The organism is Acidobacteriota bacterium, assembly GCA_016184105.1.
Lineage (GTDB): Bacteria > Acidobacteriota > Vicinamibacteria > Vicinamibacterales > 2-12-FULL-66-21 > JACPDI01.
The window spans coordinates 14,871-36,075 of record JACPDI010000044.1 but is presented as its reverse complement, the minus strand read 5'-3'; the positions used below and the strand labels follow the sequence as shown (position 1 = coordinate 36,075).

The 21,205-nt window shown below is 66.9% G+C and carries 21 protein-coding genes and 1 tRNA gene; 12 read left to right on the top strand and 10 right to left on the bottom strand.

Annotated features, from left to right (window positions below; all coding sequences use genetic code 11):
* From HYU53_15840 to HYU53_15830, 3 genes are all read right to left on the bottom strand, one after another.
* Positions 1 to 201: hypothetical protein (locus tag HYU53_15840; GenBank protein ID MBI2222666.1), on the bottom strand; the 201-nt coding region annotated here is incomplete at its 3' end.
* A 10-nt stretch (positions 202 to 211) separates the two neighbouring features.
* The gene (locus tag HYU53_15835; GenBank protein ID MBI2222665.1) at positions 212 to 1,447 is read right to left on the bottom strand and encodes an efflux RND transporter periplasmic adaptor subunit; all 1,236 of its coding nucleotides are present in this window, start codon (positions 1,445 to 1,447) and stop codon (positions 212 to 214) included.
* A gap of 22 nt (positions 1,448 to 1,469) precedes the next feature.
* Positions 1,470 to 2,693: a TolC family protein gene (locus HYU53_15830; protein MBI2222664.1), complete on the bottom strand. Its 1,224-nt coding sequence runs from the start codon at positions 2,691 to 2,693 to the stop codon at positions 1,470 to 1,472.
* A 373-nt stretch (positions 2,694 to 3,066) separates the two neighbouring features.
* Here HYU53_15830 and HYU53_15825 point away from each other — a divergent pair, with 373 nt between their 5' ends.
* The 3 genes from HYU53_15825 (at position 3,067) to HYU53_15815 (ending at position 4,540) form a co-directional block, all read left to right on the top strand.
* On the top strand, positions 3,067 to 3,543 hold the full coding sequence (locus tag HYU53_15825; GenBank protein ID MBI2222663.1) for an XRE family transcriptional regulator: 477 nt from the start codon (positions 3,067 to 3,069) through the stop codon (positions 3,541 to 3,543).
* Between the two features lie 302 nt (positions 3,544 to 3,845).
* Positions 3,846 to 4,079, top strand: a complete 234-nt coding sequence (locus tag HYU53_15820) for a hypothetical protein (protein MBI2222662.1) — start codon at positions 3,846 to 3,848, stop codon at positions 4,077 to 4,079.
* Positions 4,076 to 4,540, top strand: a complete 465-nt coding sequence (locus tag HYU53_15815) for a type II toxin-antitoxin system VapC family toxin (protein ID MBI2222661.1) — start codon at positions 4,076 to 4,078, stop codon at positions 4,538 to 4,540. The genes HYU53_15820 and HYU53_15815 overlap by 4 nt, the downstream gene beginning before the upstream one ends.
* 177 nt (positions 4,541 to 4,717) lie before the next feature.
* On the opposite strand, the gene HYU53_15810 is transcribed toward HYU53_15815, so the two are convergent.
* Together HYU53_15810 and HYU53_15805 are read right to left on the bottom strand one after the other, a co-directional pair.
* Positions 4,718 to 5,614 (bottom strand): hypothetical protein, encoded by an 897-nt coding sequence (locus tag HYU53_15810; protein MBI2222660.1) that lies wholly within the window; start codon positions 5,612 to 5,614, stop codon positions 4,718 to 4,720.
* A 279-nt stretch (positions 5,615 to 5,893) separates the two neighbouring features.
* On the bottom strand, positions 5,894 to 6,304 hold the full coding sequence (locus tag HYU53_15805) for a hypothetical protein (GenBank protein ID MBI2222659.1): 411 nt from the start codon (positions 6,302 to 6,304) through the stop codon (positions 5,894 to 5,896).
* 119 nt (positions 6,305 to 6,423) lie between these two features.
* On the opposite strand from HYU53_15805, the gene HYU53_15800 reads away from it, so the two are divergent.
* Both HYU53_15800 and HYU53_15795 read left to right on the top strand, forming a co-directional pair.
* Positions 6,424 to 6,831 (top strand): hypothetical protein, encoded by a 408-nt coding sequence (locus HYU53_15800; protein MBI2222658.1) that lies wholly within the window; start codon positions 6,424 to 6,426, stop codon positions 6,829 to 6,831.
* Positions 6,828 to 7,205: a MarR family transcriptional regulator gene (locus HYU53_15795; GenBank protein ID MBI2222657.1), complete on the top strand. Its 378-nt coding sequence runs from the start codon at positions 6,828 to 6,830 to the stop codon at positions 7,203 to 7,205. The genes HYU53_15800 and HYU53_15795 overlap by 4 nt, the downstream gene beginning before the upstream one ends.
* 274 nt (positions 7,206 to 7,479) lie before the next feature.
* On the opposite strand, the gene HYU53_15790 is transcribed toward HYU53_15795, so the two are convergent.
* The 4 genes from HYU53_15790 to HYU53_15775 form a co-directional block, all read right to left on the bottom strand.
* Positions 7,480 to 7,556 (bottom strand) — tRNA-Pro (locus HYU53_15790).
* A 26-nt stretch (positions 7,557 to 7,582) separates the two neighbouring features.
* A complete protein-coding gene (surE, locus tag HYU53_15785) occupies positions 7,583 to 8,341 on the bottom strand; it encodes a 5'/3'-nucleotidase SurE (GenBank protein ID MBI2222656.1) in 759 nt (252 codons plus the stop codon).
* 27 nt (positions 8,342 to 8,368) lie between these two features.
* On the bottom strand, positions 8,369 to 9,526 hold the full coding sequence (locus tag HYU53_15780; GenBank protein MBI2222655.1) for an MFS transporter: 1,158 nt from the start codon (positions 9,524 to 9,526) through the stop codon (positions 8,369 to 8,371).
* A complete protein-coding gene (locus HYU53_15775; GenBank protein ID MBI2222654.1) occupies positions 9,523 to 10,569 on the bottom strand; it encodes a DUF5009 domain-containing protein in 1,047 nt (348 codons plus the stop codon). Before HYU53_15775 ends, HYU53_15780 begins: the two co-directional genes overlap by 4 nt.
* A 98-nt stretch (positions 10,570 to 10,667) precedes the next feature.
* Here HYU53_15775 and hemH point away from each other — a divergent pair, with 98 nt between their 5' ends.
* Positions 10,668 to 11,651: a ferrochelatase gene (gene hemH, locus HYU53_15770; protein MBI2222653.1), complete on the top strand. Its 984-nt coding sequence runs from the start codon at positions 10,668 to 10,670 to the stop codon at positions 11,649 to 11,651.
* 64 nt (positions 11,652 to 11,715) lie between these two features.
* The gene (locus tag HYU53_15765; GenBank protein MBI2222652.1) at positions 11,716 to 13,473 is read left to right on the top strand and encodes a carboxypeptidase regulatory-like domain-containing protein; all 1,758 of its coding nucleotides are present in this window, start codon (positions 11,716 to 11,718) and stop codon (positions 13,471 to 13,473) included.
* Here HYU53_15765 and HYU53_15760 read toward each other — a convergent pair.
* Positions 13,456 to 14,187: a hypothetical protein gene (locus HYU53_15760; protein MBI2222651.1), complete on the bottom strand. Its 732-nt coding sequence runs from the start codon at positions 14,185 to 14,187 to the stop codon at positions 13,456 to 13,458. The two genes, HYU53_15765 and HYU53_15760, sit on opposite strands and share 18 nt — an antisense overlap.
* Before the next feature lie 17 nt (positions 14,188 to 14,204).
* Between HYU53_15760 and HYU53_15755 the strand changes: the two genes are divergently transcribed.
* The 5 genes from HYU53_15755 (at position 14,205) to HYU53_15735 (ending at position 21,177) form a co-directional block, all read left to right on the top strand.
* Positions 14,205 to 14,603, top strand: a complete 399-nt coding sequence (locus HYU53_15755; GenBank protein ID MBI2222650.1) for a MerR family transcriptional regulator — start codon at positions 14,205 to 14,207, stop codon at positions 14,601 to 14,603.
* Between the two features lies 1 nt (position 14,604).
* On the top strand, positions 14,605 to 15,621 hold the full coding sequence (locus tag HYU53_15750) for a J domain-containing protein (GenBank protein ID MBI2222649.1): 1,017 nt from the start codon (positions 14,605 to 14,607) through the stop codon (positions 15,619 to 15,621).
* Positions 15,618 to 18,182 (top strand): ATP-dependent chaperone ClpB, encoded by a 2,565-nt coding sequence (gene clpB, locus HYU53_15745; protein MBI2222648.1) that lies wholly within the window; start codon positions 15,618 to 15,620, stop codon positions 18,180 to 18,182. Before HYU53_15750 ends, clpB begins: the two co-directional genes overlap by 4 nt.
* Before the next feature lie 83 nt (positions 18,183 to 18,265).
* Positions 18,266 to 20,080 carry an ATP-dependent metallopeptidase FtsH/Yme1/Tma family protein gene (locus HYU53_15740; protein MBI2222647.1) on the top strand — a complete coding sequence of 605 codons (1,815 nt, stop codon included), beginning with the start codon at positions 18,266 to 18,268 and terminating at the stop codon, positions 20,078 to 20,080.
* A gap of 122 nt (positions 20,081 to 20,202) precedes the next feature.
* Entirely contained in the window at positions 20,203 to 21,177 is a 975-nt protein-coding gene (locus HYU53_15735) for a SpoIIE family protein phosphatase (protein MBI2222646.1), read from the top strand.
* The last annotated feature ends 28 nt before the right edge of the window (positions 21,178 to 21,205 follow it).

Here is a 21,205-nt window from a genome sequence, read left to right as displayed (position 1 = left end):
CAGCGTGATTGACAGCTCGAGTTCCTCCGGTGCCATCGCCGGGTTCTGCGTGATGACGTTGAACACCGGGACCGTGAGATCCGGGAACACGTCCGTTGAGAGCTGACGGTAGGCGAGGACTCCGGCTCCTAAGGCGATCAGAAGACAGGAAACAACCAGCGTGCCACTTCCAAGCGCCGAGCGAATGATGCGGCTGATCACGGCTGTGCTCCTAATGCGGATCCGCAACGGCGCCGCGCAGGGCTTGGGCCTTCAACGTGAAGGCGCCTTGCACGACGATGCGGTCACCGGCCTTGACGCCAGAAAGGACCTCCACCTCGTTGCCGTAGCTGGACCCGAGCGTAACGGGTTGCGCTTTGAACTTGCGCTCTCCGGTTGGCACGAACACCACACTCCCCTGATTGAGTTCCTGCACGGCCGTGCGGGGCACGAGCACGCGCGCCTCGCCGCTGGCCCGTGGTGAATTGGGCAGGTCGAAACGGGCGCTGGCCGACGTGCCGGGACGGAGATCGCCGGTTCTGTTCGGTACCTGCACTCGAACATCCACGGTCCGGCTCTCCGGCGCGACGATCGGCGCGATGTAATCGACGCGGCCTTCGACAGGTCGATCGGGCATACCGCCCACGACGACGCTGACCGTCTGGCCACGACGAATCGCCGCGACGCCGGTTTCCGGGACGCGAACGGTCAGCCAGAGAGAGCTGAGGTCCGCGATGGTGAACAAGACGCTGTCAGGGCCGACTGGCGCGTCCGCCGCCGCGGTGCGCTCGATAACGGTGCCACCGATCGGGCTGGTCACCGTGACGACCGGATCGGTGCTTTGCGCGTTTCCGGTCGGAGCCCTGAAGCCCTTCGCGGCGAGGCGTGCCTCCGCCGCGCGCACCGCGGCTTCGGCGCTGGCGAGGGTGGCCTCCGCTTCGAGCACCTCACGTTGCGCAGAGACTTTCCGTTCGAAGAGTTCTCGCTCACGGGCCAAGGATCGCCGCGCGAGGTTTTCCACGGCTCGAGCACTATCGAGCGCCGCCGCGGCTTCCGCCGCTTCCGGGCTCCGGACGGTCGCCAGCGGCTGCCCCGCTCGCACGTAAGCGCCGAGCGGCACAATCACGCGTACGATCCGCCCCGCCACTCTCGGACCGACTCGGGCGATGCGATCGGCATTTGGCTGCAGTTCGGCAGGGGCAATAAGTACCTGAGCGGCCGACACCGCCCGTATCGCCTCCACACGAATGTCAGCGCGCTGCATCGCTTCGGGCGAAAGTTCCACGACGCCGGCTTCGTCGTGGTGCTCGGCCTGCCGACTGCCTCCGGGTTTTGGCTCCGGGGCTGCGGGCGTGCCCTCGCGCCGCTCGGGAGGACTCCCGCGTCCGCATCCAATCAGCAGCGCGGTCACCGCGAAGGTGATGCCGCAGAGACGTACGACGCGGACCGCTCGTGAACTCGTCATCATGGCCTCTCCTGTGCCGGTAGCATCAACGAATCACACCGGCGACGCCGCGAACCTCCACACCCGCGAGAGTCGACTCCAATTGCGCGTCGAGCGCTTCACGTCGCGCGGCAAAGCCCTCGCGGCGGATGACGAGCAACTCCAGCAATCCAATCTTGCCGGCCTCATAGCTTTCGCGCGTGAGTTGTTCGTTCTCCTCGACCAGCGGGACCGCATTGGACGTAATCGCTTCGGCGGCCTGTGCCGCGATCACGTATCTCGCGTGCGCGCCACGGAGACGCGCCTCCAGCGCAACGCGTCTCGCGTCGAGGGCGTTCCGTAATTCCGCGATCCGGCCGGATGCCGTCGCGATTGCGCCCGTCTGCCGCTGAAACAGCGGCAGCGTCAAGCCGAAGCGAGCACCAATCACGGGCTCACCCGCCTCCCGGCGAAACCCGAAGCCCCCGAACAGGTCGGGCGTTCGAGCCGAGCGCACGAGCCGCAACTCAGCCTCCGCTTGCACCAGATTGGCGGTCAATGCCCGGATGTCCGCCCGCTCGGGCAGTCGAGACACCAGAACATCGAGCGCTGGAACGTCGGGCGCACGGAGCGCCGCCTGGACGACCACCGGCTCCTGGGCCGGCAGAGCCAACACTTCGCGCAATTCCGCGACGGCGTTTTCCATGCGCGAGGCCGCCGCAAGTTGATCTCGCCGGGCGCGAGCCAATTCGACCCGTGCAACGTTGACGTCGAGGACAGCCGTTTCGCCCGCCTCGTATCGTGCTTGGGCCGCCCGCACCGCTTCTTCCGCGAGGCCCAGCGCCTCATCCGTGACACGACGAATCTCCTGAGCGTGAGCGGCGCGATAGAACGCAGATAGAGCGAGCGTTTGTGCCTGAAGGATCGCCGCGCCGACCTCGAATGTCCGCTGTGTCACGCCAGCCGTCGCAGCGGCAACCCGGTGGCCTCGCTGGCCGCCGATCTCAAAACGCTGCAGGACAGAGAACTCCTGTTCGATGGACCGGCCGCCGACCAACGTGTCGCGTGAACCGGCGAATACATCGACTTCGGGATTGCTCGGCAACCGGATCCGCGCGGTGGTGAGGGCACCTTCTGCTTGCGCGGTGCGGGTTCCCGCGATCAAGACCTCGGGATTCTGGCGCTCTGCCAGATCGAGCACCCGATCTACGGTGAGCACTGTCTGCGATTCCGCAGACACCGCGCAGCAAAGCAGCGCAAGCGGCGCCGCAAACGCGGTACGTCGAAACATACGCACTCCCTTGAACGGCCAGCCGGAACGGACGCGGCCGACGATCAGCTATCGGTTGTCTAAAAAGAGAACGTCGAGGTTACGCGTTCCGAGGAGGATGATCGAGCGCGAGCGGAGTTCCAACGGGCAACCACGCAATGCCTGGCGGGAGTACGGCGGATACGCTTGTGAGCGGCTTGAGGGACAACTGCACCGCCGGGGCTTCGACGCCGAGCACGCACAGGACACATGTGTGGGCCGTGCTGTGTGGAACCGACTCCGGTGCGTCGGGTTCGTCGCCTCTGTCAGTGCACCCGTCCGGGCAGCAGATCCGATCTGCGCCTACAAGCAGCGTGAAGGCGGCGAGCGTAATGACGGCGACAAACCGCAACACATGTTGAGTATAGCCCTTAACCGGTCTTGCAAGCCGCCGCCGGGAGGCGGCCTTGGCGCCCGGACACTCCAACAACGGCGCTCGCCTGGGCGCTTGCCGGTATGCTACATCGCGGATCTCGGATACGCACGGCCAGAGGAGGCGGCGGCGAAGGCGGAATTGGCGCACAAGATCACGAAGATCATCGAGCGACGAAAACTCACGCAGGCTGAGGCCGCGAGCCTTCTGGAGGTCGACCAGCCGAAGGTCTCGGCTCTCACATGGCCGCCTCAGGTGCCCCGCTCCACAGTTGCAAGTACCGCTGGCTGCACGCCCCGGCAACCAACTCACGTTGCTCGCGAGCAACGCCGCCGCGTTGACGAGTCCCCCGTTCATGACGGTCGGTCCCGTTGCACGTCCCTGAGAATTGCCACGGCGCGCGTGAGCGCCGCCCGGATGATAGAGGCATCGCGCGCGGTCGCTTCCGATGCCTCCTGAAGTTGATCGGCGATGACAATGGCCGGCTGCAGCGCGTTCGCGATTTGATCGAGAGCCTCACGAAGACGAATCTGATTGTCTGCCACGATGCCCCCACACCGATTGAGTTCGACCAAGCACCGGGTGCCAGTGGGGAGCCGGACCGAGCCAGCGGGAAGGAAGCAGGCTCGATCCCGTGCGCCATGACGGGCGCACGCGCTCAAGAAAGAGCGGTGCAGTTACCTCCGTGCGGACGTGCTCGTCCGCTCACGGCCCAGCAAAGGCTGGTATCAGTACGATACCATATGTACGAGGACTCGACCATGCCCAACCTGCTCATCCGCGACCTGGACGACGACGTGCTGCAGGGGCTCAAGGCTGCCGCCAAGGCGCACGGCCGGTCGCTCCAAGCCGAGATCCACGACGTGCTGCGGCGGGCGAACACGCGCAATCTCGCCGAAACGCGGCGGCTCTCCGCGCGATGGTTGCGACGCCTGAAGTCTCGGAGCCACTCTGACAGCACCGCGCTCATCCGCGAGGATCGTGACTCGCGGTGAGTGTCTACGTCATCGATGCCAGCGTTGTCGTGAAGTGGTTCGTCCCAGAGATCCACAGCGACAAGGCGCGGCGGTTGCTCGGCGCCCGTCACGACTACGTCGTCCCGGACTTGCTGTTCGCCGAGGCCGCCAACGCGATCTGGAAGAAGATCCGCCGCAAGGAGTTGACGGCCGAAGAAGGTCACGGCCTCGTTGCCGATATTTCCCGGATCGCCGTCGAGACGGTCTCGTGTCGCGGGCTCGCTGAAGACGCGCACGCACTCGCGACTGCGACAGGACGAACGGTGTATGACTGCATGTACGTCGCATTGGCCGCTCGACTGAACACGCGCTCGATCACCGCGGACGATCGGCTCGAGGCGGTGCTTCGGACTTTCCCCGCTGTCTCGCGTCACGTTCAGCTACTTCAGACCTTCGAGCTCGACGCGGAGGAGGATCAGGGAATCCAAGAGACCGAATGAAGACCGCGAAGATTCAAAGCCTACGATCACTGCGTCAGCAGATGAACGCAGTGGCACACCGGGAGCGATCAGCGCTCGGGGAGGCGCACAGGCCGAGTCTCGACTCTCTGAAGGCCGTCGCTGATCGAACAGCGCGTGGAATCACGACGCCCTGACTCATCGAGACCCGCGACGGAATCAGCGCCGTCCCGAAGGATCTCTCTCCGGTGTCTCCGGCGCGCCCCAATGCGCGCCTTCACCGTCTTCTCCAAGAACCTGCGCGAGACGGTCAACGATCCGCCGCCGGTCGTCGGTTCGGAGCCTGAGTGACGCAGCATGCGGAAGAAAGGCGGTTCGTACGGTGTGCCGACCGGACGCGCAAATTCCGGTGTGGAAGGTGAACGTACCGCGGTTCACCGCCACGGAGTGTCGACGCGCCTCGGCCGCACGCGCTATCGAGAGGCCAAGGGGCCGCACGCTGTCGATGACCGGATTGCGGCCGAGGCTGAAAGGCACCACGACTAGCTTGGGTGCGAGAGTGCCGACGATTTCGGCGTTGAGGTCGTCCGCGAACTCGAGCATGCGGTCCAGCAGGGGCCGGTTCATCAACCCGATGCAGCCAATAAGCGCGTCCGCGCTCCGGCTGCCCCAGGGCAGGAAATTCGCCATCGCGACACGATCGAGCCGCGCGACGCGGGCGAGCGCGTCCCTGTAGACGCGCCAATTGCCTTTCGCCCGTTCGATCGGATTCCAGTCTGGCGCCGGTCCCTCGTCGTCCCCGCCCCACAACCAGGAGCCGAAGAGTCCAGACTCCGCCTGCCGCTCGAATGTCGGAAAGTCCCCTCTCCCCCGCGGAGGTTGGAGGATGTAGTCGAGCGACCGAGAGACACCAGGATTGGTTCCGAGCCAAAGCGCGTCGATGCCGTCAGGAGCGAGGCGGTTCGCAACCGCTGCGGAGTCTTTCTCGCCGAACAGCGAGCCGCGAAACGGTGTGCTGTAGTAGCCGGTCCCCGGCCGCAGTCTCGCGTTCGAGGCCCGGGTGACGAAGTCGCGGATGCGGCGGTTCGCGATGCCAGCAATGTCGATCCGACCCATGAATCCGTGTGCTCTTCAAGGCATCCGGCGACGACGGCTGTCCAAGAAATCCAGCCTCAAATCTCTTTGTCAGCGGCGCCTCGATCAACGTCGCCTTCGGCTTGGTTTCCACCGGTGGGACGTCGGAGTCCTACGCGTGTTCCGCCGAAGACCGGTCGGAGCCGACTGGTGTTTGGGCCTCGTTTGCTCGGCCACCGTCTTCTGGCGGTTTGCGCGTTCCTTGCCCATGTCTGACGCTCGCGGGCTACCTGAAGCTCGTCGCGGGCTTGCTCTAACGCTCTAAACCGCGCCCAGGATCTGCGCGGCTTTCTTGACATCGCGCGGCGCGACCCAGCACAACGCGCCGAATCTGCCGTCGGTTGCGATGGCGTCGAGCGCCGTGATGTTGATTTTCGCGTCAGCGAGCTTGCCGACGATGTCCGCGATCGCGCCGATGCGGTCATCACCTTGAATCAAGAAGCCCTTCTTCGGTCCGACGAGCTTCCACTTGTTCGCCTTGGCGACACTCTTGAAAGCCGCCGCGTCCGCCGGAATGAAATCCATTTGCGCACGCCGGCCTTCGGGAAATCCTGAGAACGCGAGTAAGTTCACGCCGCCGTTCTTCAGCGCGTGCAGCGCCTTCGCGGCTTCACCCGCCTTCTGTGGAACGTGCACGTAGAAATACTCAACTTGGCGAATCGCGTCTGCCATCGACTACCTCCTGACCGACGTGAAACGCTCACCATACTACAGCTCATCCCAGGCACGCAGTTTCGGGTAACTCGCGGCCCGAGTGTTCGAAACATCGTGATATCATATCACCAGATGATATGAATCGTAGGCCAGATCATGGGCTCGAGTTCCTGTTGGGGTTCAACGGCCGCATTCATCATCTGGAAAAGGGCTATTGGCTGAAGTTCGAAATCGCGCGTGTTGAGGCGACCCCCGAGCGGCCTCATGGCCTCTCCTACTCGCTTACATTGCACGCGCCGAGCGGAAAGCGACTGGTGGGATTCGACAACGCGCACGACGTGCCGCCCAGCGGCTCTCGATTCAAGCGGCGTGGCAAAGCCAGCGATCACTGGCATCGGACCGAGAAGGACCCGGGCAGGCCGTACCTGTTCAAGGGCGCCGAGACGTTGATCGACGAGTTCTTCGACGAAGTGGAGCGGGTGCTCATCGAACGTGGAGTGAGTCTCCGAGTGATCGGAGAAGAGGAATCAGAGAGGTCGAAATGAAGAGGGCAAAGGTTCAGAGCCTGCAATCGCTACGGGAAGAGATGAAGGCCGTCGCACGCGGGGAGCGGCCGGCTCCGCCTGATGCGGCCAAGCCCAGCTTCAATTCCGTTGAAGCGGTCGTCCGTCTGTTGACGCCGGACAACCGGCGACTGCTCGCCCTGATCCGCGATCGCAAGCCTCAGTCTGTGGCGGAGCTGGTCGAGATCACCGGGCGAGCGCAGCCCAACCTCACCAGGACGCTCGCGAAGCTGGAGGCCGCCGGCTTCATCAGGATGAAGACCGTCGGCCGCCGGAAGGCGCCAAGCGTCGCCGTCAAGAGAATCGTCGTCGAGATCGATCCGTATTCGGATCGCGACCGGCTCCGCGTCGCCTGACGCGGTCCGGTCACACCGCCAAGGCCGACGCTGTCACGCGGACTGCCTGCATGGCCCCCCAGTGCGCGACCACGCCAGCATAAGTTCAGCATAAGGGTTTGAGTCGGAAAACGACCGTTTTCCGACTTTCACCGCCGGCCATCTCCGATACGAGATCAGGCCGTTTTTCTAAGGTTTGTTGAGCTTTGCAGGCGAAGGCCGTGAGAACGACCAATAAAAATGGCCCTCAACCGACGATGACCGTCAATGGAGGGCCTATTTTCTTGATCAATTTTGGTCGGGGCGAGAGGATTTGAACCTCCGACCCCTCGGTCCCGAACCGAGTGCTCTACCAGGCTGAGCCACGCCCCGACACAAGAGTGGTTGGCAGAACCGTTTCAGTCTACTTCAACTTCCGCCCCGAGCGGTAGCGACTCCACAAACGGCAGCGCCGCGTAATGCGTGAGATCCGGGTGCAGCGGCGTGACCGACACGTACCCGTCCCGCACCGCCTGGTAATCGGACCGATCGTGCGGCTCCCAGTCGCTCTGCCCCTCCTCGATCCAGTAGTACGGCTGCCCTCGCGGATCGATCGACTGCGACACGGACGTGACGTGGTTGCGCCTGGCCTGGATGGTAATCCGCAGCCCCTTCACCTCCACGCGCGGCACGTTGATGTTCAACAGCGTGCGCGGCGGCAGGCCGCGCTGCAGCACGGCGGCGGCGACCGTCGCCGCCGAGGCCGCGGCCTGGCGGAAGTCTGGCTGCTCGCGGGAGCGTTCGAGCGACACGGCCATGCTCGGGACGCCCAGCAGCGCTCCCTCGAGCGCGCCAGCCACCGTCCCCGAATACGTCACGTCGTCGCCAAGGTTGAAGCCCTTGTTGATGCCGGACGCCACGAGATCCGGCGCACGGCCCAGCACCTTGGTGATGGCGATGTTGACGCAATCGGTGGGCGTGCCGTCCACGGAGTACACGTTCGCCCCGATCTGCTCGAGCCGCAGCGGCCGGCGCAGCGTGAGCGCGTGCCCGATCGCGGACGCCTCGAGCTGCGGCGCGACGATGATGACGTCGCCAAGCGGCGCGAGCGCGGCCGCCAGCGCGTGAATGCCCTCCGAACGATAGCCGTCGTCGTTGGTGACCAAAATCAATGGCATGGGAAACGACAATTATACCAGCTCGGCTCAGCGCCGCGGCAGCAGCGCGAGCATGGCGGCCGCCGAGATGGCGAGCGCGCCGCCCATGATGAACGCCGCGTCCGGGCTCACGCGCGTCCACACGAGGCCGAACAGGATGCTCGCGAAGAGCGCGCCGATGCCGAGCGCGGCGTTGTAGAGGCCGAACGCCGTGCCGCGCAGTCCGGCCGGCGAGAGGTCGGCGATCAGCGCGCGCTCCGCCCCCTCGGTCATGCCGAAGTACATGCCGTACGCCAGGAACACGGCGACGATCCCCGGCGTGCTCTCGATCACCGCGAACGCGAAGTACACCGCCGCGTAGAGCACCCAGCCCGCGATGATCATGCGCCGGCGGCCGACGCGGTCAGACCGGGCGCCGCCCAGCACCGAGGAGACCGATTTGATCACGTGCAGCGCCGACCAGAGGATGGGAATCCACACGGCGCCGATGCCGATGTCGCTGAGGCGGAGCAGGAGAAACGCGTCCGACGCGTTTCCCAGCGTGAAGACGGTGAGGATCCCGAGCAGCGCCCAGAGACGCGGCGGCAAATCCTTCCAGCGGGACATCTCCGGGACCGGCGCGCCGTCCTCGCCTCCCCGCTGCTCCTTCAGCAACGCCAAGAGGCCGATGACGATGAGCCCGGGGACGATCGTCAGCGCGAACAGCGTCCGGTAGTCCTCTGGACGATAGAAGAGAAACGCGGACGCGATGAGCGGCCCGACTACCGCGCCGGCGTGGTCCATCGCGCGCTGCAGGCCGAAGACGCGCCCCCGCTGCGCCGGGTCGCTGATCTGCGCCAGGAGCGCGTCGCGGGGGGCGCCGCGGATGCCTTTGCCGAGCCGATCGCCGAAGCGGATCGCGAGAACGTGGACCCACGTCGAGGCAACCGCCATCAACGGGCGCATGAACGACGAGAGCGTGTAGCCGCCCAGGACGAGCGGCTTGCGGACGTTCCAGCGATCGGACAACCGGCCGGACACGATCTTGAGCGCGCTGTTGGCCGCCTCGGCCACGCCTTCGATGATGCCGAGCGACATCGCGCCCGCGCCAAGCACCCGCGTGAGAAACAGCGGCAGCAGCGGGTAGATCGCCTCGCTCGCCAGATCCGTGAAGAAGCTGACCCATCCGAGCAGCCACACCGACGCGGGCAGCTTCGGGCGACTCATGCCTTGAGGAAGATCTTGCGCCGATACATCCACAGCAGGACGAGGAACAGGAGACCGAGGTTGGCCAGTGCGTACAGCACCGATGCGTTGTTCGGCGCGAAGTACGGCGCGAACGCCGTTTGGTAGATCCACCGGCTGCCGCTCGCCGCGCGCCCGTCGTCCAGCGTGATCGTGATTCGACCAAGGGTCTTCACGAGCAACGCGGAAAAGGCATACAGCGCGAGCGCGTTCATGCCCAGGATGACAAACGGCTTTGCCCACGCACGCCAGCCCCTGACGTCGACAAGCCAGTAGCACGCGGCGAGGAAGAGCGCCGCGCCCCCGCCCGTGAACATCACGTAGGAGCTGGTCCAGAGGTTCTTGTTGATCGGGAACGCGGCGTCCCAGAGCTGGCCGGCGAGCATCGCGCCGGCGCCTGCCGCGGCGAGCCACCCGGCCTTGCGCGCAGGCGGCACGTCCCTGCGCATCCACAGGCCCGCCAGCGTGCCGAGCAGCGTCGTGGCAATCGCGGGAACCGTGCTCAGGAGCCCCTCCGGATCCCACGTGGGCTTGTACAGATGTCCCGCCATCAGCGCGCGATCGATGAACGCGCCCAAATCATTTCCGGGCGACAGGTCCCCTGCCCTGCCTCCAGGGACGGGAACGATCGTCACCGCCGCCCAGTACACCAGCATGAGCACGGCGGCAACGGCCCCGAGAACCGCGGCCCGCCGGGGCCGCCGCGCCGACCAGCGCCAGAGCAGCGCGGCGGCGGTGTAGCAGATGGCAATACGCTGCAACACGCCAGCAAAGCGCAGGCGCCCGGGATCGAATCGCGGGTACGCCGCCAGGAACAGCCCGACGGCAAAGATGACGACCGCGCGCTTCAGGATCGAGGCAACCGAGCCCGTCCGCGACGACAGCGTAATCGCGACCCCGACGATGAAAAGAAAGAACGGGAAAACGAGGTCGGTGGGCGTCCAGCCGTTCCATTCGGCGTGGAGAAGCGGAGGGTACACATGTCCCCAGTCGCCGGGGTTGTTGACCACCACCATGCCGGCCATGGTGATCCCGCGGAACGCGTCCAGCGAAACCAGCCGGGTCGACGCAAAAGGAGCAGCGGCGGTCGCGACGCGTGCCACAGGCAGAGGATAATCGAAATGTGCCCCAACCGTTCGACGCTGTCCTGCTCATCGCCTTCGGCGGCCCCCAGGGGCGCGACGACATCCGGCCATTCCTGGCAAACGTCCTGCGCGGCCGCCGCGTGGCGCCGGAACGCGTGGAAGAGGTCGTCCATCATTACGAACTCTTCGGTGGCGTCTCGCCGATCACGGAACTCACGCTCCGGCAGGCGGCGGGCCTGCGGGCCAGGCTCGCCGAGGAGGGACTTCCGCTCGGGGTCTACTCCGGCATGCGCAACTGGCATCCTTATTTGACGGACACGCTGGAACGAATGGCGGCAGACGGGGTGCGCCGCGCGATCGGCTTCGTGCTTGCCGCGCACCGCAGCTATTCGAGCTGCACGCAGTATCGTGAGAACGTGCGCGACGCGCAGGCCGCGCTGGCTGCTGCCGGGGTGCGGCCTCCGGACGTGACGTTCGTCGATGACTGGCACGCCCACGCGGGGTACGTGGAAACGTGCGCGCGACACATCGAGGACGCGATCGACCGATTGCCGGCCACTGCGCGCGCGCGGGCGCGCCTGGTGTTCACCGCGCACAGCATTCCGCTCGAGATGGCCGAGCGCTATCCGTACCGCGAGCAACTGCTTGAATCCGCGCGGCTGGTCGCCGCCCGCGTGGCCCGGGACGATTGGGCGCTGGTATACCAAAGCCGGAGCGGGCGCGCCGAGGATCCCTGGCTGGGGCCGGACATTTGCGACTACCTGCGCGCGGAGCGCGCGCGCGGGCTCGAGGCGGCAATCGTGTCGCCGATCGGATTCGTCAGCGATCACATCGAGGTACTCTACGATCTGGATCGCGAGGCCGCCGAGGTGGGCCGTGCGATCGGCCTGCCGATCGTGCGCGCGGCCGCCGCGAACGACGACCCGGTGTTCCTCGACATGATGGCGGACGTCGTCGGAACGATCTGGGCCCGCTACGCGGGCGGGCGCCGGCTTCCGCTGGTCAGCCTGCCGCGAGCGTAGGACCCCGCGCGTCCCGACCAACTGCGCGCGCGACGGCGTCGTCTTATTGCTGGATGGTGCGTCTATGAACATGCCGGAAGGGTTTTCCCGCTTCATCGTGCTGGGCGCGGCGCTGATGGCATTGCCGGTCGCGGCGCAGGCCCAGGAGCGGCCGGCCGTCCCTGGCCAGCCGACGCCGGGCATCCAGGTCAACCGCCCGGGGCAGCCGCGCGACCTCGGTCCGCGGACGCTGCAGGCGGGCACCGCCGCGATCAGCGGGCGCGTGACAGTGGCAGAGACCGGACTCCCCATCCGCCGCGCCCAGGTGCGCGTCATGGCCCCCGAGGCGCGCGGGTCCCGCAACGCGATGACGGACGCGGAAGGACGCTTCACCGTCGACAAGCTGCCGGCAGGACGCTACACGGTCATGTACACGAAGGCCGGCTTCGTCCAGTCCCAGTATGGCCAGATGCGCCCGGGCCAGCCCGGGAAGGCGATCGAGCTGACCGAGGGGCAGAAGGTCGAGAGGGTCGATGCCGCGATGGTGCGCGGCAGTGTGATCAGCGGACGCGTCTTCGACGAATACGGCGAGCCGGTTGTGGACGCGCGCGTCCAGGTCATGCGGCACCGCTGGATGAACGGGCGCCGGCGCCTGGCAAACATGGGCCGGATAGCCGTATCGAACGACCGTGGCGAGTTCCGCGTGTGGGGCCTGCCGGCCGGCGAGTTCTACGTGTCGGCCGTCGCGACCGATCGCCAGATGTTCATGGACGCCGCGACGGCGGCCAACGACGCCTCGGATTCCACGGGGTACGCGCCGACCTACTACCCCGGCACGGCGATCGCCGAGGAGGCGCAGCGGGTCACCCTGGCAGCGGGCCAGGAGGTCGGCGGGATCGACTTCCAGCTGGTGACAACGCGCACCGTGCGGGTGTCCGGCATGGCCCTGTTGAGCGACGGCCGGCCGATGGCCAACGCCAACGTGATGCTGTTCGCGCGCGCGGCCATCGAGGGGGGCATGATGTCGCCGCAAGGGGGCAGCACGGACGCCTCAGGCGGCTTCATCATCCCGAGCGTCACTCCTGGCGAATACGTGCTCCAGGCTCGCGTGAACCCCGGGGGACCACGCCGGCTGGACGTGACGGAAACGGCCGCGATGCCGCTCAACGTGGGCGGCGAGGACGTCAAGAACGTCATGCTCGTGGCCACGCGCGGCGCCCGCGTCAGCGGGCGGGTCACCTTCGACGCGGCCGTCCCTGCCGGCACGTTTGAAAACCTGCGGGTTTTCTTCCCGCCCGCGGACAACGAACTCATGATGATGGGTGGCGCCGGGAACGGGCAGGTCACCGCGCAGGGCACGTTCGACGTGCGCGGCGTCTTCGGCAAACGGCGCGCCGGGCTTGGCGGCCTTCCCGCGGGGTGGACGCTGAAAGCCGTCCGCATCGGGGGCGCCGACGTGATCGACACCGGCTACGAGTTCGCGAAAGAGGACGTGACGAACGTCGAATTTCTGGTGACGAACCGCGTGACGTCCCTCAGCGGCGCCGTCAATACGGACAAGGACGGGCCCGCGGCGGACTACGTCGTCCTGGCCTTCTCGACCGACGAAGCCGCCTGGCAGCAGGGATCGCGGCGCCTCGGGGTCGCCCGCCCCGACCAGAAAGGCACCTACACGTTCCGCAGTCTCCCGCCGGGATCCTATTACGTCATCGCGCTGGACGCGATGCCGGAGGAATGGGGCAACCCGGAGGTGTTCGAGCGGCTGAAGCCGGACGCGACCCGCGTGACGCTCGGCGAGGGCGAGAGCGAGGCGTTGAACCTGACCCTACGACTGCTCCGTTAGCAGGCGCGTGGCCTCGTCGTCCTCTTCATCGATCTTCGCGGGGTGCTTGCGCGCGATGAGGTACGCAATCCCGAAGATCACCACGATCAGCCCGAGCGACAGCCACTTCGGGATCACGAAGTGCAGCCACCCGAGCTGGTGACCGTACTCGACCAGCAGCTTGAGGCCCACCCACGCGATGATCACGAACGCCCCGTCCACGAGCGCGGGATAGCGCTGCACGATCACCAGCAGCTGGCCAATCACGAGCCGCATCGCGATGATGCCCAGGACGCCGCCGGTGATGACGACCCACAACTTGGGCGACATGGCGACCGCCACCAGGATCGAATCCACCGCAAACACGATGTCGGTCAGTTCCACTCTCACGACCGTCGCCCAGAAGGCGGTCAGACCCAGCCACGGCTTTGCGGCGCGGATCTGGCGGCCGGCGTCGTCTTCCGCGTCGAAAAAGTGGTTGTAGGTCAGGTAGAGCAAATACAGCCCGCCGGCCAGTTTGACGATGCCGAGCTGCATCATGTGCGCGGCGAACACGATCGCCACGATGCGGAAGGCGAACGCTCCGAGAATCCCGTACCGGAGCGCCTTGCGGCGCTCCCGTTTCGGGAGCCCGAGCACGAGGATCGCGAGAACGAGTGCGTTGTCGGCGCTGAGGAGCCCCTCGAGCAGCACCAGCAGGCCGATGGTGACGAGATCGGCGGCGTGGACGTCCACTTTCCTCTCAGTATCGCATGGCTGACGTTGACACGACTCATGTCAACCCCTATATTCGATCCAGCGCAGTGATCGTTGTGGAACGCGAGCTTTATCTGATCAGCGTGGCGGCGCGGATGCTCGACATGCATCCCCAGACGCTCCGGAAGTACGAGCGGCTCGGCCTGGTGCGGCCGTCGCGCACGATGGGCAGCATGCGCGTGTACTCGCGCGAGGAGCTGGAACGGCTGCGGCTCATCAAGCGCCTGGTAGACGAGATGGGCGTGAATCTGGCAGGAGTCCAGCGGCTGCTGGACGTGGCGGAGATCGTCGAGCGGCTCCGGCCGCTCGTGCGCGACGAGGCGCTTGCCCGCCACGAGGTCCGCCGCCGGCTGGCGCGCGAGTTCGAGCGGTTGTCGGACATCATCGGACTGTGACGTGCAATTCAGGGACTACTACGCAACGCTCGGCGTCTCCAAGACCGCTTCGGACAAGGAACTGAAGCAGGCGTACCGGAAGCTCGCGCGGAAGTTTCATCCCGACGTCAATCCGGGCGACAAGGGGGCGGAGGCGAAGTTCAAGGAGGTCAACGAGGCCTACGAGGTCCTCGGCGACCCCGCGAAGCGCAAGAAGTACGACGAGCTGGGCGCGAACTGGCGCTACTACGAGCAGGCGCAGCAGGCGGGCGCGGGCGCCGGCGCGCCAGGTCCGTTCGCGGGCGGCAGTCCCTTCGGCGGAGGGTTCAGCGGCGGCGCGTGGAACGTCAACGTGGGCGGCCCGGGCGGGTCTCGCACGATGACCCCGGATGAAGTGGAAGACATGTTCGGCGGCGACTCGCCGTTTTCCGACTTCTTCCGGACGTTCTTCGGCGGCGACGTGTCGGAAGGGACCAGGCGGACCCACACGCCCGGCGCGCGACACCGCGCGGCGCACGGGCGCGATCTCGAACACGAGATCGAGCTGTCGCTCGAGGAGGCGTTCGCCGGCACCACGCGGCGGCTGACGATTTCCGAAGGCGGCAGCACGCGGCAGGTCGACGTTCGCATTCCGGCGGGCGTGAAAACCGGGTCGCGGGTGCGCGCGGCGGGGGGTGGCGAATCCGGCGCCCGCGGCGGTGCGTCCGGGGATCTGTACCTGCGGGTCAAGCTCCGCCCGCATCCGACGTTTGACGTGCGCGGCCAGGACCTCTACACGAAAGTGCCGCTGCCGCTCACGACGGCGGTCCTGGGGGGGGAAGCCGAAGTACCGACGCCGACGGGCGGCATCCGGTTGAAGGTGCCGGAGCTGACGCAGCAGGGACAGGTGTTCCGCCTCAAGGGGCACGGCATGCCCGCCGTCGGCAAGCCGAAAGAACGCGGCGATCTGTACGCCACGGCTGACATCGCACTGCCGAAGAAGCTGACCGATGAGGCGCGAAGACTGTTCGAGCAGTTGAAGAAGATCCACACGCCATGAATCTGAACAAGTACACCGAAAAGGCCCGCGAGGCCGTCATCGAGGCACAGCAGACGGCGCAGCGCGCCAACCATCCGCAGATCGAGCCCGAGCACCTCCTGCTCGCACTCGTCGAGCAGCGCGAAGGCGTGGTGAGGGAGGTGCTGCGCAAGATCAACATCGACCCCGCGCGCATTTCCGAAGAGGTCCGGGCGCAGCTCGCGAAGGCTCCGGCGGCATACGGCGGGTCGGAGCCGGGGATCTCGCCGCGCCTGCGGGCCGTGGCCGAGTTCGCCGAGCAGGAGGCGGCGCGGCTCAAAGACGAGTACGTGAGCACCGAGCACCTGCTCCTGGCGATTGGGTCGGAAACGGGCCGCGCGGCGGCCGCGCGCGTGCTCAAGCAGCACGGCGCCGCCCCCGACCAGGTCCTGCAGGCGATGACCGCGGTGCGTGGATCGCAGCGCGTGACCGATCCGAACCCCGAGGGAAAGTACCAGGCGCTCGAACGCTACGGGCGCGATCTCACGGAGCTGGCGCGGCGCGGCAAGCTCGATCCCGTGATCGGCCGCGACGAGCAGATCCGCCGCGTCATCCAGGTCCTCTCGCGCCGCACGAAGAACAACCCGGTGCTCATCGGCGAGCCTGGCGTCGGCAAGACCGCCATCGTCGAAGGGCTCGCGCAGCGCATCGTCCGCGGGGACGTGCCGGAGGGCTTGAAGCACAAGCGCATCGTCGGGCTCGACATGGGCGCGCTCGTGGCCGGTGCGAAGTACCGCGGGGAATTCGAGGAACGCCTCAAGGCCGTTCTCAAGGAGGTCACCGACGCCGAGGGTGAAATCATCCTCTTCATCGACGAGCTGCACACCGTGGTCGGTGCCGGCGCCGCCGAGGGCTCCATCGACGCCTCGAACATGCTCAAGCCGATGCTCGCACGCGGCGAGCTGCACACCATCGGCGCGACGACGCTCAACGAGTATCGGAAGTACATCGAGAAGGACGCGGCGCTCGAGCGGCGGTTCCAGCCGGTGATGGTGCCCGAGCCCACGGTCGAAGACACGATCAGCATCCTGCGGGGCCTGCGCGAGCGGTACGAGATCCACCACGGCGTGCGGCTGAAGGATTCCGCGCTGGTGGCCGCCTCCGTGCTGTCCCACCGCTACATCTCGGACCGGTTCCTGCCCGACAAGGCGATCGACCTGGTCGACGAATCGGCATCGCGGCTGCGCATGGAGATCGACTCGATGCCGGTGGAGCTCGAGACCGTCGAGCGGCGCATCATGCAGCTCGAGATCGAGCGCGAGGCCCTGAAGAAGGAAACGGACCGCGCCTCGCAGGAGCGGCTGCAGAAGCTCGAAACGGAACTCGTGGACCTGAAGGAGGAACGCGCGGCGCTGCAGGCGCGCTGGCAGCAGGAAAAGGACGCGATCCAGGGGGAGCGATCCCTCAAGGAGCAGATCGAGCAGGTCCGCCAGGGGATCGACCGCGCGCAGCGGCAGGGGGACTACGCGAAAGCCTCCGAACTGCAGTACGGGCAGCTGCCCGAACTGGAGCGGCGGCTGCACGCCGCGGAATCGGTCGCGCACGACGGCCGCCAGCGCATGCTCAAAGAGGAAGTCGACGAGGAGGATATCGCCGACATCGTGAGCCGCTGGACGGGAATCCCGGTGAGCCGCCTCATGGAAGGCGAGATCCAGAAGCTGATCAGAATGGAGGAACGCCTCCACCTGCGCGTCGTCGGGCAGGAAGAGGCGATTGCCGCCGTGGCCAACGCGATCCGGCGCGCGCGCGCCGGGCTGCAGGATCCCAATCGGCCGCTCGGCAGCTTCCTGTTCCTGGGCCCGACGGGCGTCGGCAAGACCGAGCTGGCCCGCGCGCTGGCGGAGTTCCTGTTCGACGACGAGCAGGCGACGATCCGCATCGACATGTCCGAGTACCAGGAGAAACACACGGCCTCGCGGCTGATCGGTGCGCCCCCGGGCTACGTGGGTTACGAGGAGGCGGGCCAGCTCACCGAGGCCATTCGGCGGCGACCGTATGCGGTCGTGTTGTTCGACGAAGTCGAGAAGGCCCATCCCGAGGTGCTGAACGTCCTGCTGCAACTCCTGGATGACGGACGGCTCACCGACGGCCAGGGGCGCACGGTGGACTTCAAGAACACGGTCGTCATCATGACGTCGAACGCCGGAGCGGGCGGCACGAAAGACGACGTTATGGATGCGGTGCGGCACCGCTTCCGGCCCGAGTTCCTGAACCGGATCGATGAAATCGTGGTGTTCCACGGCCTCGGTCGCGAACACCTGCGCTCGATCATCGGCATCCAGCTCGCACGGCTGGCGAAGCGGCTCGAGGAGCGGAAGATCCGGCTCGAGCTGATGGATCCGGCCAAGGACCTGCTGATCAACGAGGGCTACGATCCCGCGTACGGCGCCCGGCCGCTCAAGCGGACGATCCAGCGCCGGCTCCTGGATCCGCTCGCCCTGCGCGTCCTCGAAGGAGAGTTCCGGGAGGGTGATACGATCAGGATCGATGCGGCTGCCGGTGAACTCACGTTCACGCGGGCCCAGGCCGTTGGAGCGCACTGAGGTTGGCTGATCAGAACAAGCCGGTTCCGAATCCACGCGGCGGTCGCCGGCGGCCGCCGGAGCGCCCGCGGCCGGGCGGCGCGATGTCGGCGGTGTGGTACGTGCTGGCATTCCTGCTGCTGCTCGCGATCGGCCAGGCGTTCTTCCTGACACTGCAGTCCGGCCGGACGATTCAGTACAGCGAGTTCAAGAACCTCGTGCGCGCCGGAAAGGTGCAGGAGGTGGTCGTCGCCGAAGACCGCGTGCGCGGGACGCTGAAGGCGCCGGAAGCGGACGGCCGCAGCAACTTCGTGTCGATCCGGATTGAAGATCCCCAGCTGCTCCAGGAGCTGGACAAGTACGGCGTCCGCTACACGGGAGAGGTGTCCAGCAAGTGGCTGCCGGAGCTGCTCGGGTGGATCATCCCGCTGCTCTTCCTCGTCGGCCTCTGGAGTTTCTTCTTCCGCCGCATGGGGGGCCCCGAGGGGGGCGTGATGTCGTTCGCGCGCAGCCGCGCGAAGGTCTACGCGGAAGACGACGTGAAAGTGTCGTTCGCGGACGTGGCGGGCGTGGACGAGGCCGAGGAGGAGCTGAAGGAGATCGTGGAATTCCTCCGCACGCCGAAGAAGTACACCAGCATTGGCGGGCGGATCCCGAAGGGGGTGCTGCTCGTCGGCCCCCCGGGGACGGGCAAGACGCTGCTGGCACGCGCGGTGGCCGGCGAGGCGAAAGTGCCGTTCTTCTCGCTGAGCGGCTCCGAGTTCGTGGAGATGTTCGTGGGCGTTGGCGCCGCGCGCGTGCGCGATCTCTTCCAGCAGGCGGAGAGCAAGGCCCCCTGCATCGTGTTCGTGGACGAGCTGGACGCGCTCGGCAAAGTGCGCGTGCAGTCGCCGATGGGCAGTCACGAGGAGCGCGAACAGACGCTGAACCAGCTGCTCGCGGAGATGGACGGGTTCGACTCGCGCAAGGGCGTGATCATCATGGGCGCCACCAACCGGCCCGAAGTGCTCGATCCCGCCCTGCTCCGCCCCGGCCGTTTCGATCGGCAGGTCCTGGTGGACAAACCGGACGTGCGCGGGCGCGAGGCGATCCTCCGGATTCACGTGAAGCACGTGACGATGGCCCCCAACGCGGACCTGACGGTGATCGCCGCGCGCACCGCGGGCTTCGCGGGCGCCGACCTCGCGAATCTCGTCAACGAGGCGGCCCTGCTGGCGGCGCGGAAGGACAAGACCGCGGTCGAGATGGCCGACTTCGACGAGGCGATCGACCGGGTGATTGCGGGGCTCGAGAAGAAGCGCGTGATGAGCGTCAAGGAGCGGCGGATCGTCGCGTTCCACGAATCGGGGCACGCGATTGTCGCCAGCGTCCTGCCGGGGCTCGACCCGGTGCACAAGATCTCCATCGTGCAGCGGGGCTTCGGCGCGCTGGGCTACACGATGCAGCTGCCGCTCGAGGATCGCTACCTGCTGACGCGCTCCGACCTGCTGAACCAGTTGTCGGTGCTGCTCGCCGGCCGCAGCGCGGAGGAGATCGCCTTCGGCGAGATTTCCACCGGCGCCCAGAACGACCTGATGCGCGCCACGGAGATCGCGCGGGCGATGGTCACCGAGTTCGGCATGAGCGACCGCATGGGAGCGATCAACTACGACGGCGGCAAGCGGCCGATGTTCCTGGACATCCCGATGCCGCGCGAGCGCGGGCCCTTCTCCGAAGAAACCGCGCAGCAGATCGACGACGAGGTGCGGCGCATCATGACCGACGCGCACGAGCAGGCGCGCCGCGTGCTGCGCGAGCGCCGCGACGAGCTGGACACGCTCTCCGAGCGGCTCCTGGTCAAGGAAGTCATCGAGGGAGACGAGCTGCGCGAGCTGCTTGGCGAACCGCACACCACCACGGAGCACGCAGAGCGCAGCTAGTCACGCGGCTGGACGCGGAGCGGAAGCTCGACAGGAAACAAAGGCCGTCAGGGCCGGAGGCCTGAAAATTACCCGCAGGAACCGGATAGCTCGCGGTGACGTCCAAGCCGTAGGATAGGCCCATGGACGTCACCACGTCATCCGTTGTGCGCGAGCAGCTCGTCGAGCGGCGCGACAAGCTGCAGGCCGCGATCTCGGCCACACAAGAGCGACACGACCTTCTCCACCTCCTGAGCGAGGTCGACGCCGCGCTCACGCGCCTCGACGTCGGCCAGTACGGGCGATGCGAGGTCTGCCAGGATCAGATCGAGACCGACCGGCTGCTGGCCGACCCGCTGGTCCGCGTCTGCCTCGATCACCTCTCGCGTGACGAGCAGCGCAGCCTCGAAGAAGATCTCGAGCTGGCCTCGCGCATCCAGCGGGGGCTGCTGCCCGAGCCGCGCCAGCACATCGACGGCTGGGAGATCGCCTATCACTACCAGCCGGCGCGCGTCGTGAGCGGCGACTACTGCGACGTCATTCCCGCCGACGGCGGCTTCTACTTCATGCTCGGCGACGTCAGCGGAAAGGGGGTGTCGGCCTCCATGCTGATGGCACACCTCCACGCGATGTTTCGAACGCTCGCGTCGCTGAACCTCCCGTTGCCGGCATTGATGGAACGCGCCAGCCGCGCGTTCTGCGAGAGCACGCTGCCCACTCACTACGCGACGCTGGTGGCGGGCCACGCCACGGCGTCCGGCGATGTCGAGGTCTGCAACGCCGGGCACCTGCCGATCGTGATCACGAGCGAGAGGGGGCCCACGCTCATGGCCAGCACCGCCCTGCCCGTCGGGATGTTCTGCAGCGAGCGCTTCAAGGCGGATCGGCTGCGCCTGGCCGCCGGCGAGACGATGGTGCTCGTGAGCGACGGGGTGACCGAAAGCGAGAATCCGCTCGGGCACGAGTTCGGGTTCGACCGCTTCGCGGCGGCGGCGCAGCGGCATCGCGCGCGTCAGCCGGGCGATCTGATCGCGGAGTGCCGGCGCGACCTCGCGGCGTTCACCGGAGGCTCGCGCCCGGCGGACGACATCACGCTGTTCGCCGTGCGCCGCACCTGAGGCGCTGCGATACAGTATCTGCTCTGGC

Excerpts from the sequence above, each read along its gene's own strand:
- HYU53_15835 (MBI2222665.1), bottom strand. The coding sequence starts at position 1,447 with ATGATGACGAGTTCACGAGCGGTCCGCGTCGTACGTCTCTGCGGCATC.
- HYU53_15830 (MBI2222664.1), bottom strand. The coding sequence starts at position 2,693 with ATGTTTCGACGTACCGCGTTTGCGGCGCCGCTTGCGCTGCTTTGCTGC.
- HYU53_15825 (MBI2222663.1), top strand. The coding sequence starts at position 3,067 with ATGTTGAGTATAGCCCTTAACCGGTCTTGCAAGCCGCCGCCGGGAGGC.
- HYU53_15820 (MBI2222662.1), top strand. The coding sequence starts at position 3,846 with ATGCCCAACCTGCTCATCCGCGACCTGGACGACGACGTGCTGCAGGGG.
- HYU53_15810 (MBI2222660.1), bottom strand. The coding sequence starts at position 5,614 with ATGGGTCGGATCGACATTGCTGGCATCGCGAACCGCCGCATCCGCGAC.
- HYU53_15805 (MBI2222659.1), bottom strand. The coding sequence starts at position 6,304 with ATGGCAGACGCGATTCGCCAAGTTGAGTATTTCTACGTGCACGTTCCA.
- HYU53_15800 (MBI2222658.1), top strand. The coding sequence starts at position 6,424 with ATGAATCGTAGGCCAGATCATGGGCTCGAGTTCCTGTTGGGGTTCAAC.
- HYU53_15795 (MBI2222657.1), top strand. The coding sequence starts at position 6,828 with ATGAAGAGGGCAAAGGTTCAGAGCCTGCAATCGCTACGGGAAGAGATG.
- surE (MBI2222656.1), bottom strand. The coding sequence starts at position 8,341 with ATGCCATTGATTTTGGTCACCAACGACGACGGCTATCGTTCGGAGGGC.
- HYU53_15780 (MBI2222655.1), bottom strand. The coding sequence starts at position 9,526 with ATGAGTCGCCCGAAGCTGCCCGCGTCGGTGTGGCTGCTCGGATGGGTC.
- HYU53_15775 (MBI2222654.1), bottom strand. The coding sequence starts at position 10,569 with ATGGCCGGCATGGTGGTGGTCAACAACCCCGGCGACTGGGGACATGTG.
- HYU53_15765 (MBI2222652.1), top strand. The coding sequence starts at position 11,716 with ATGAACATGCCGGAAGGGTTTTCCCGCTTCATCGTGCTGGGCGCGGCG.
- HYU53_15755 (MBI2222650.1), top strand. The coding sequence starts at position 14,205 with ATGGCTGACGTTGACACGACTCATGTCAACCCCTATATTCGATCCAGC.
- clpB (MBI2222648.1), top strand. The coding sequence starts at position 15,618 with ATGAATCTGAACAAGTACACCGAAAAGGCCCGCGAGGCCGTCATCGAG.
- HYU53_15740 (MBI2222647.1), top strand. The coding sequence starts at position 18,266 with ATGTCGGCGGTGTGGTACGTGCTGGCATTCCTGCTGCTGCTCGCGATC.
- HYU53_15735 (MBI2222646.1), top strand. The coding sequence starts at position 20,203 with ATGGACGTCACCACGTCATCCGTTGTGCGCGAGCAGCTCGTCGAGCGG.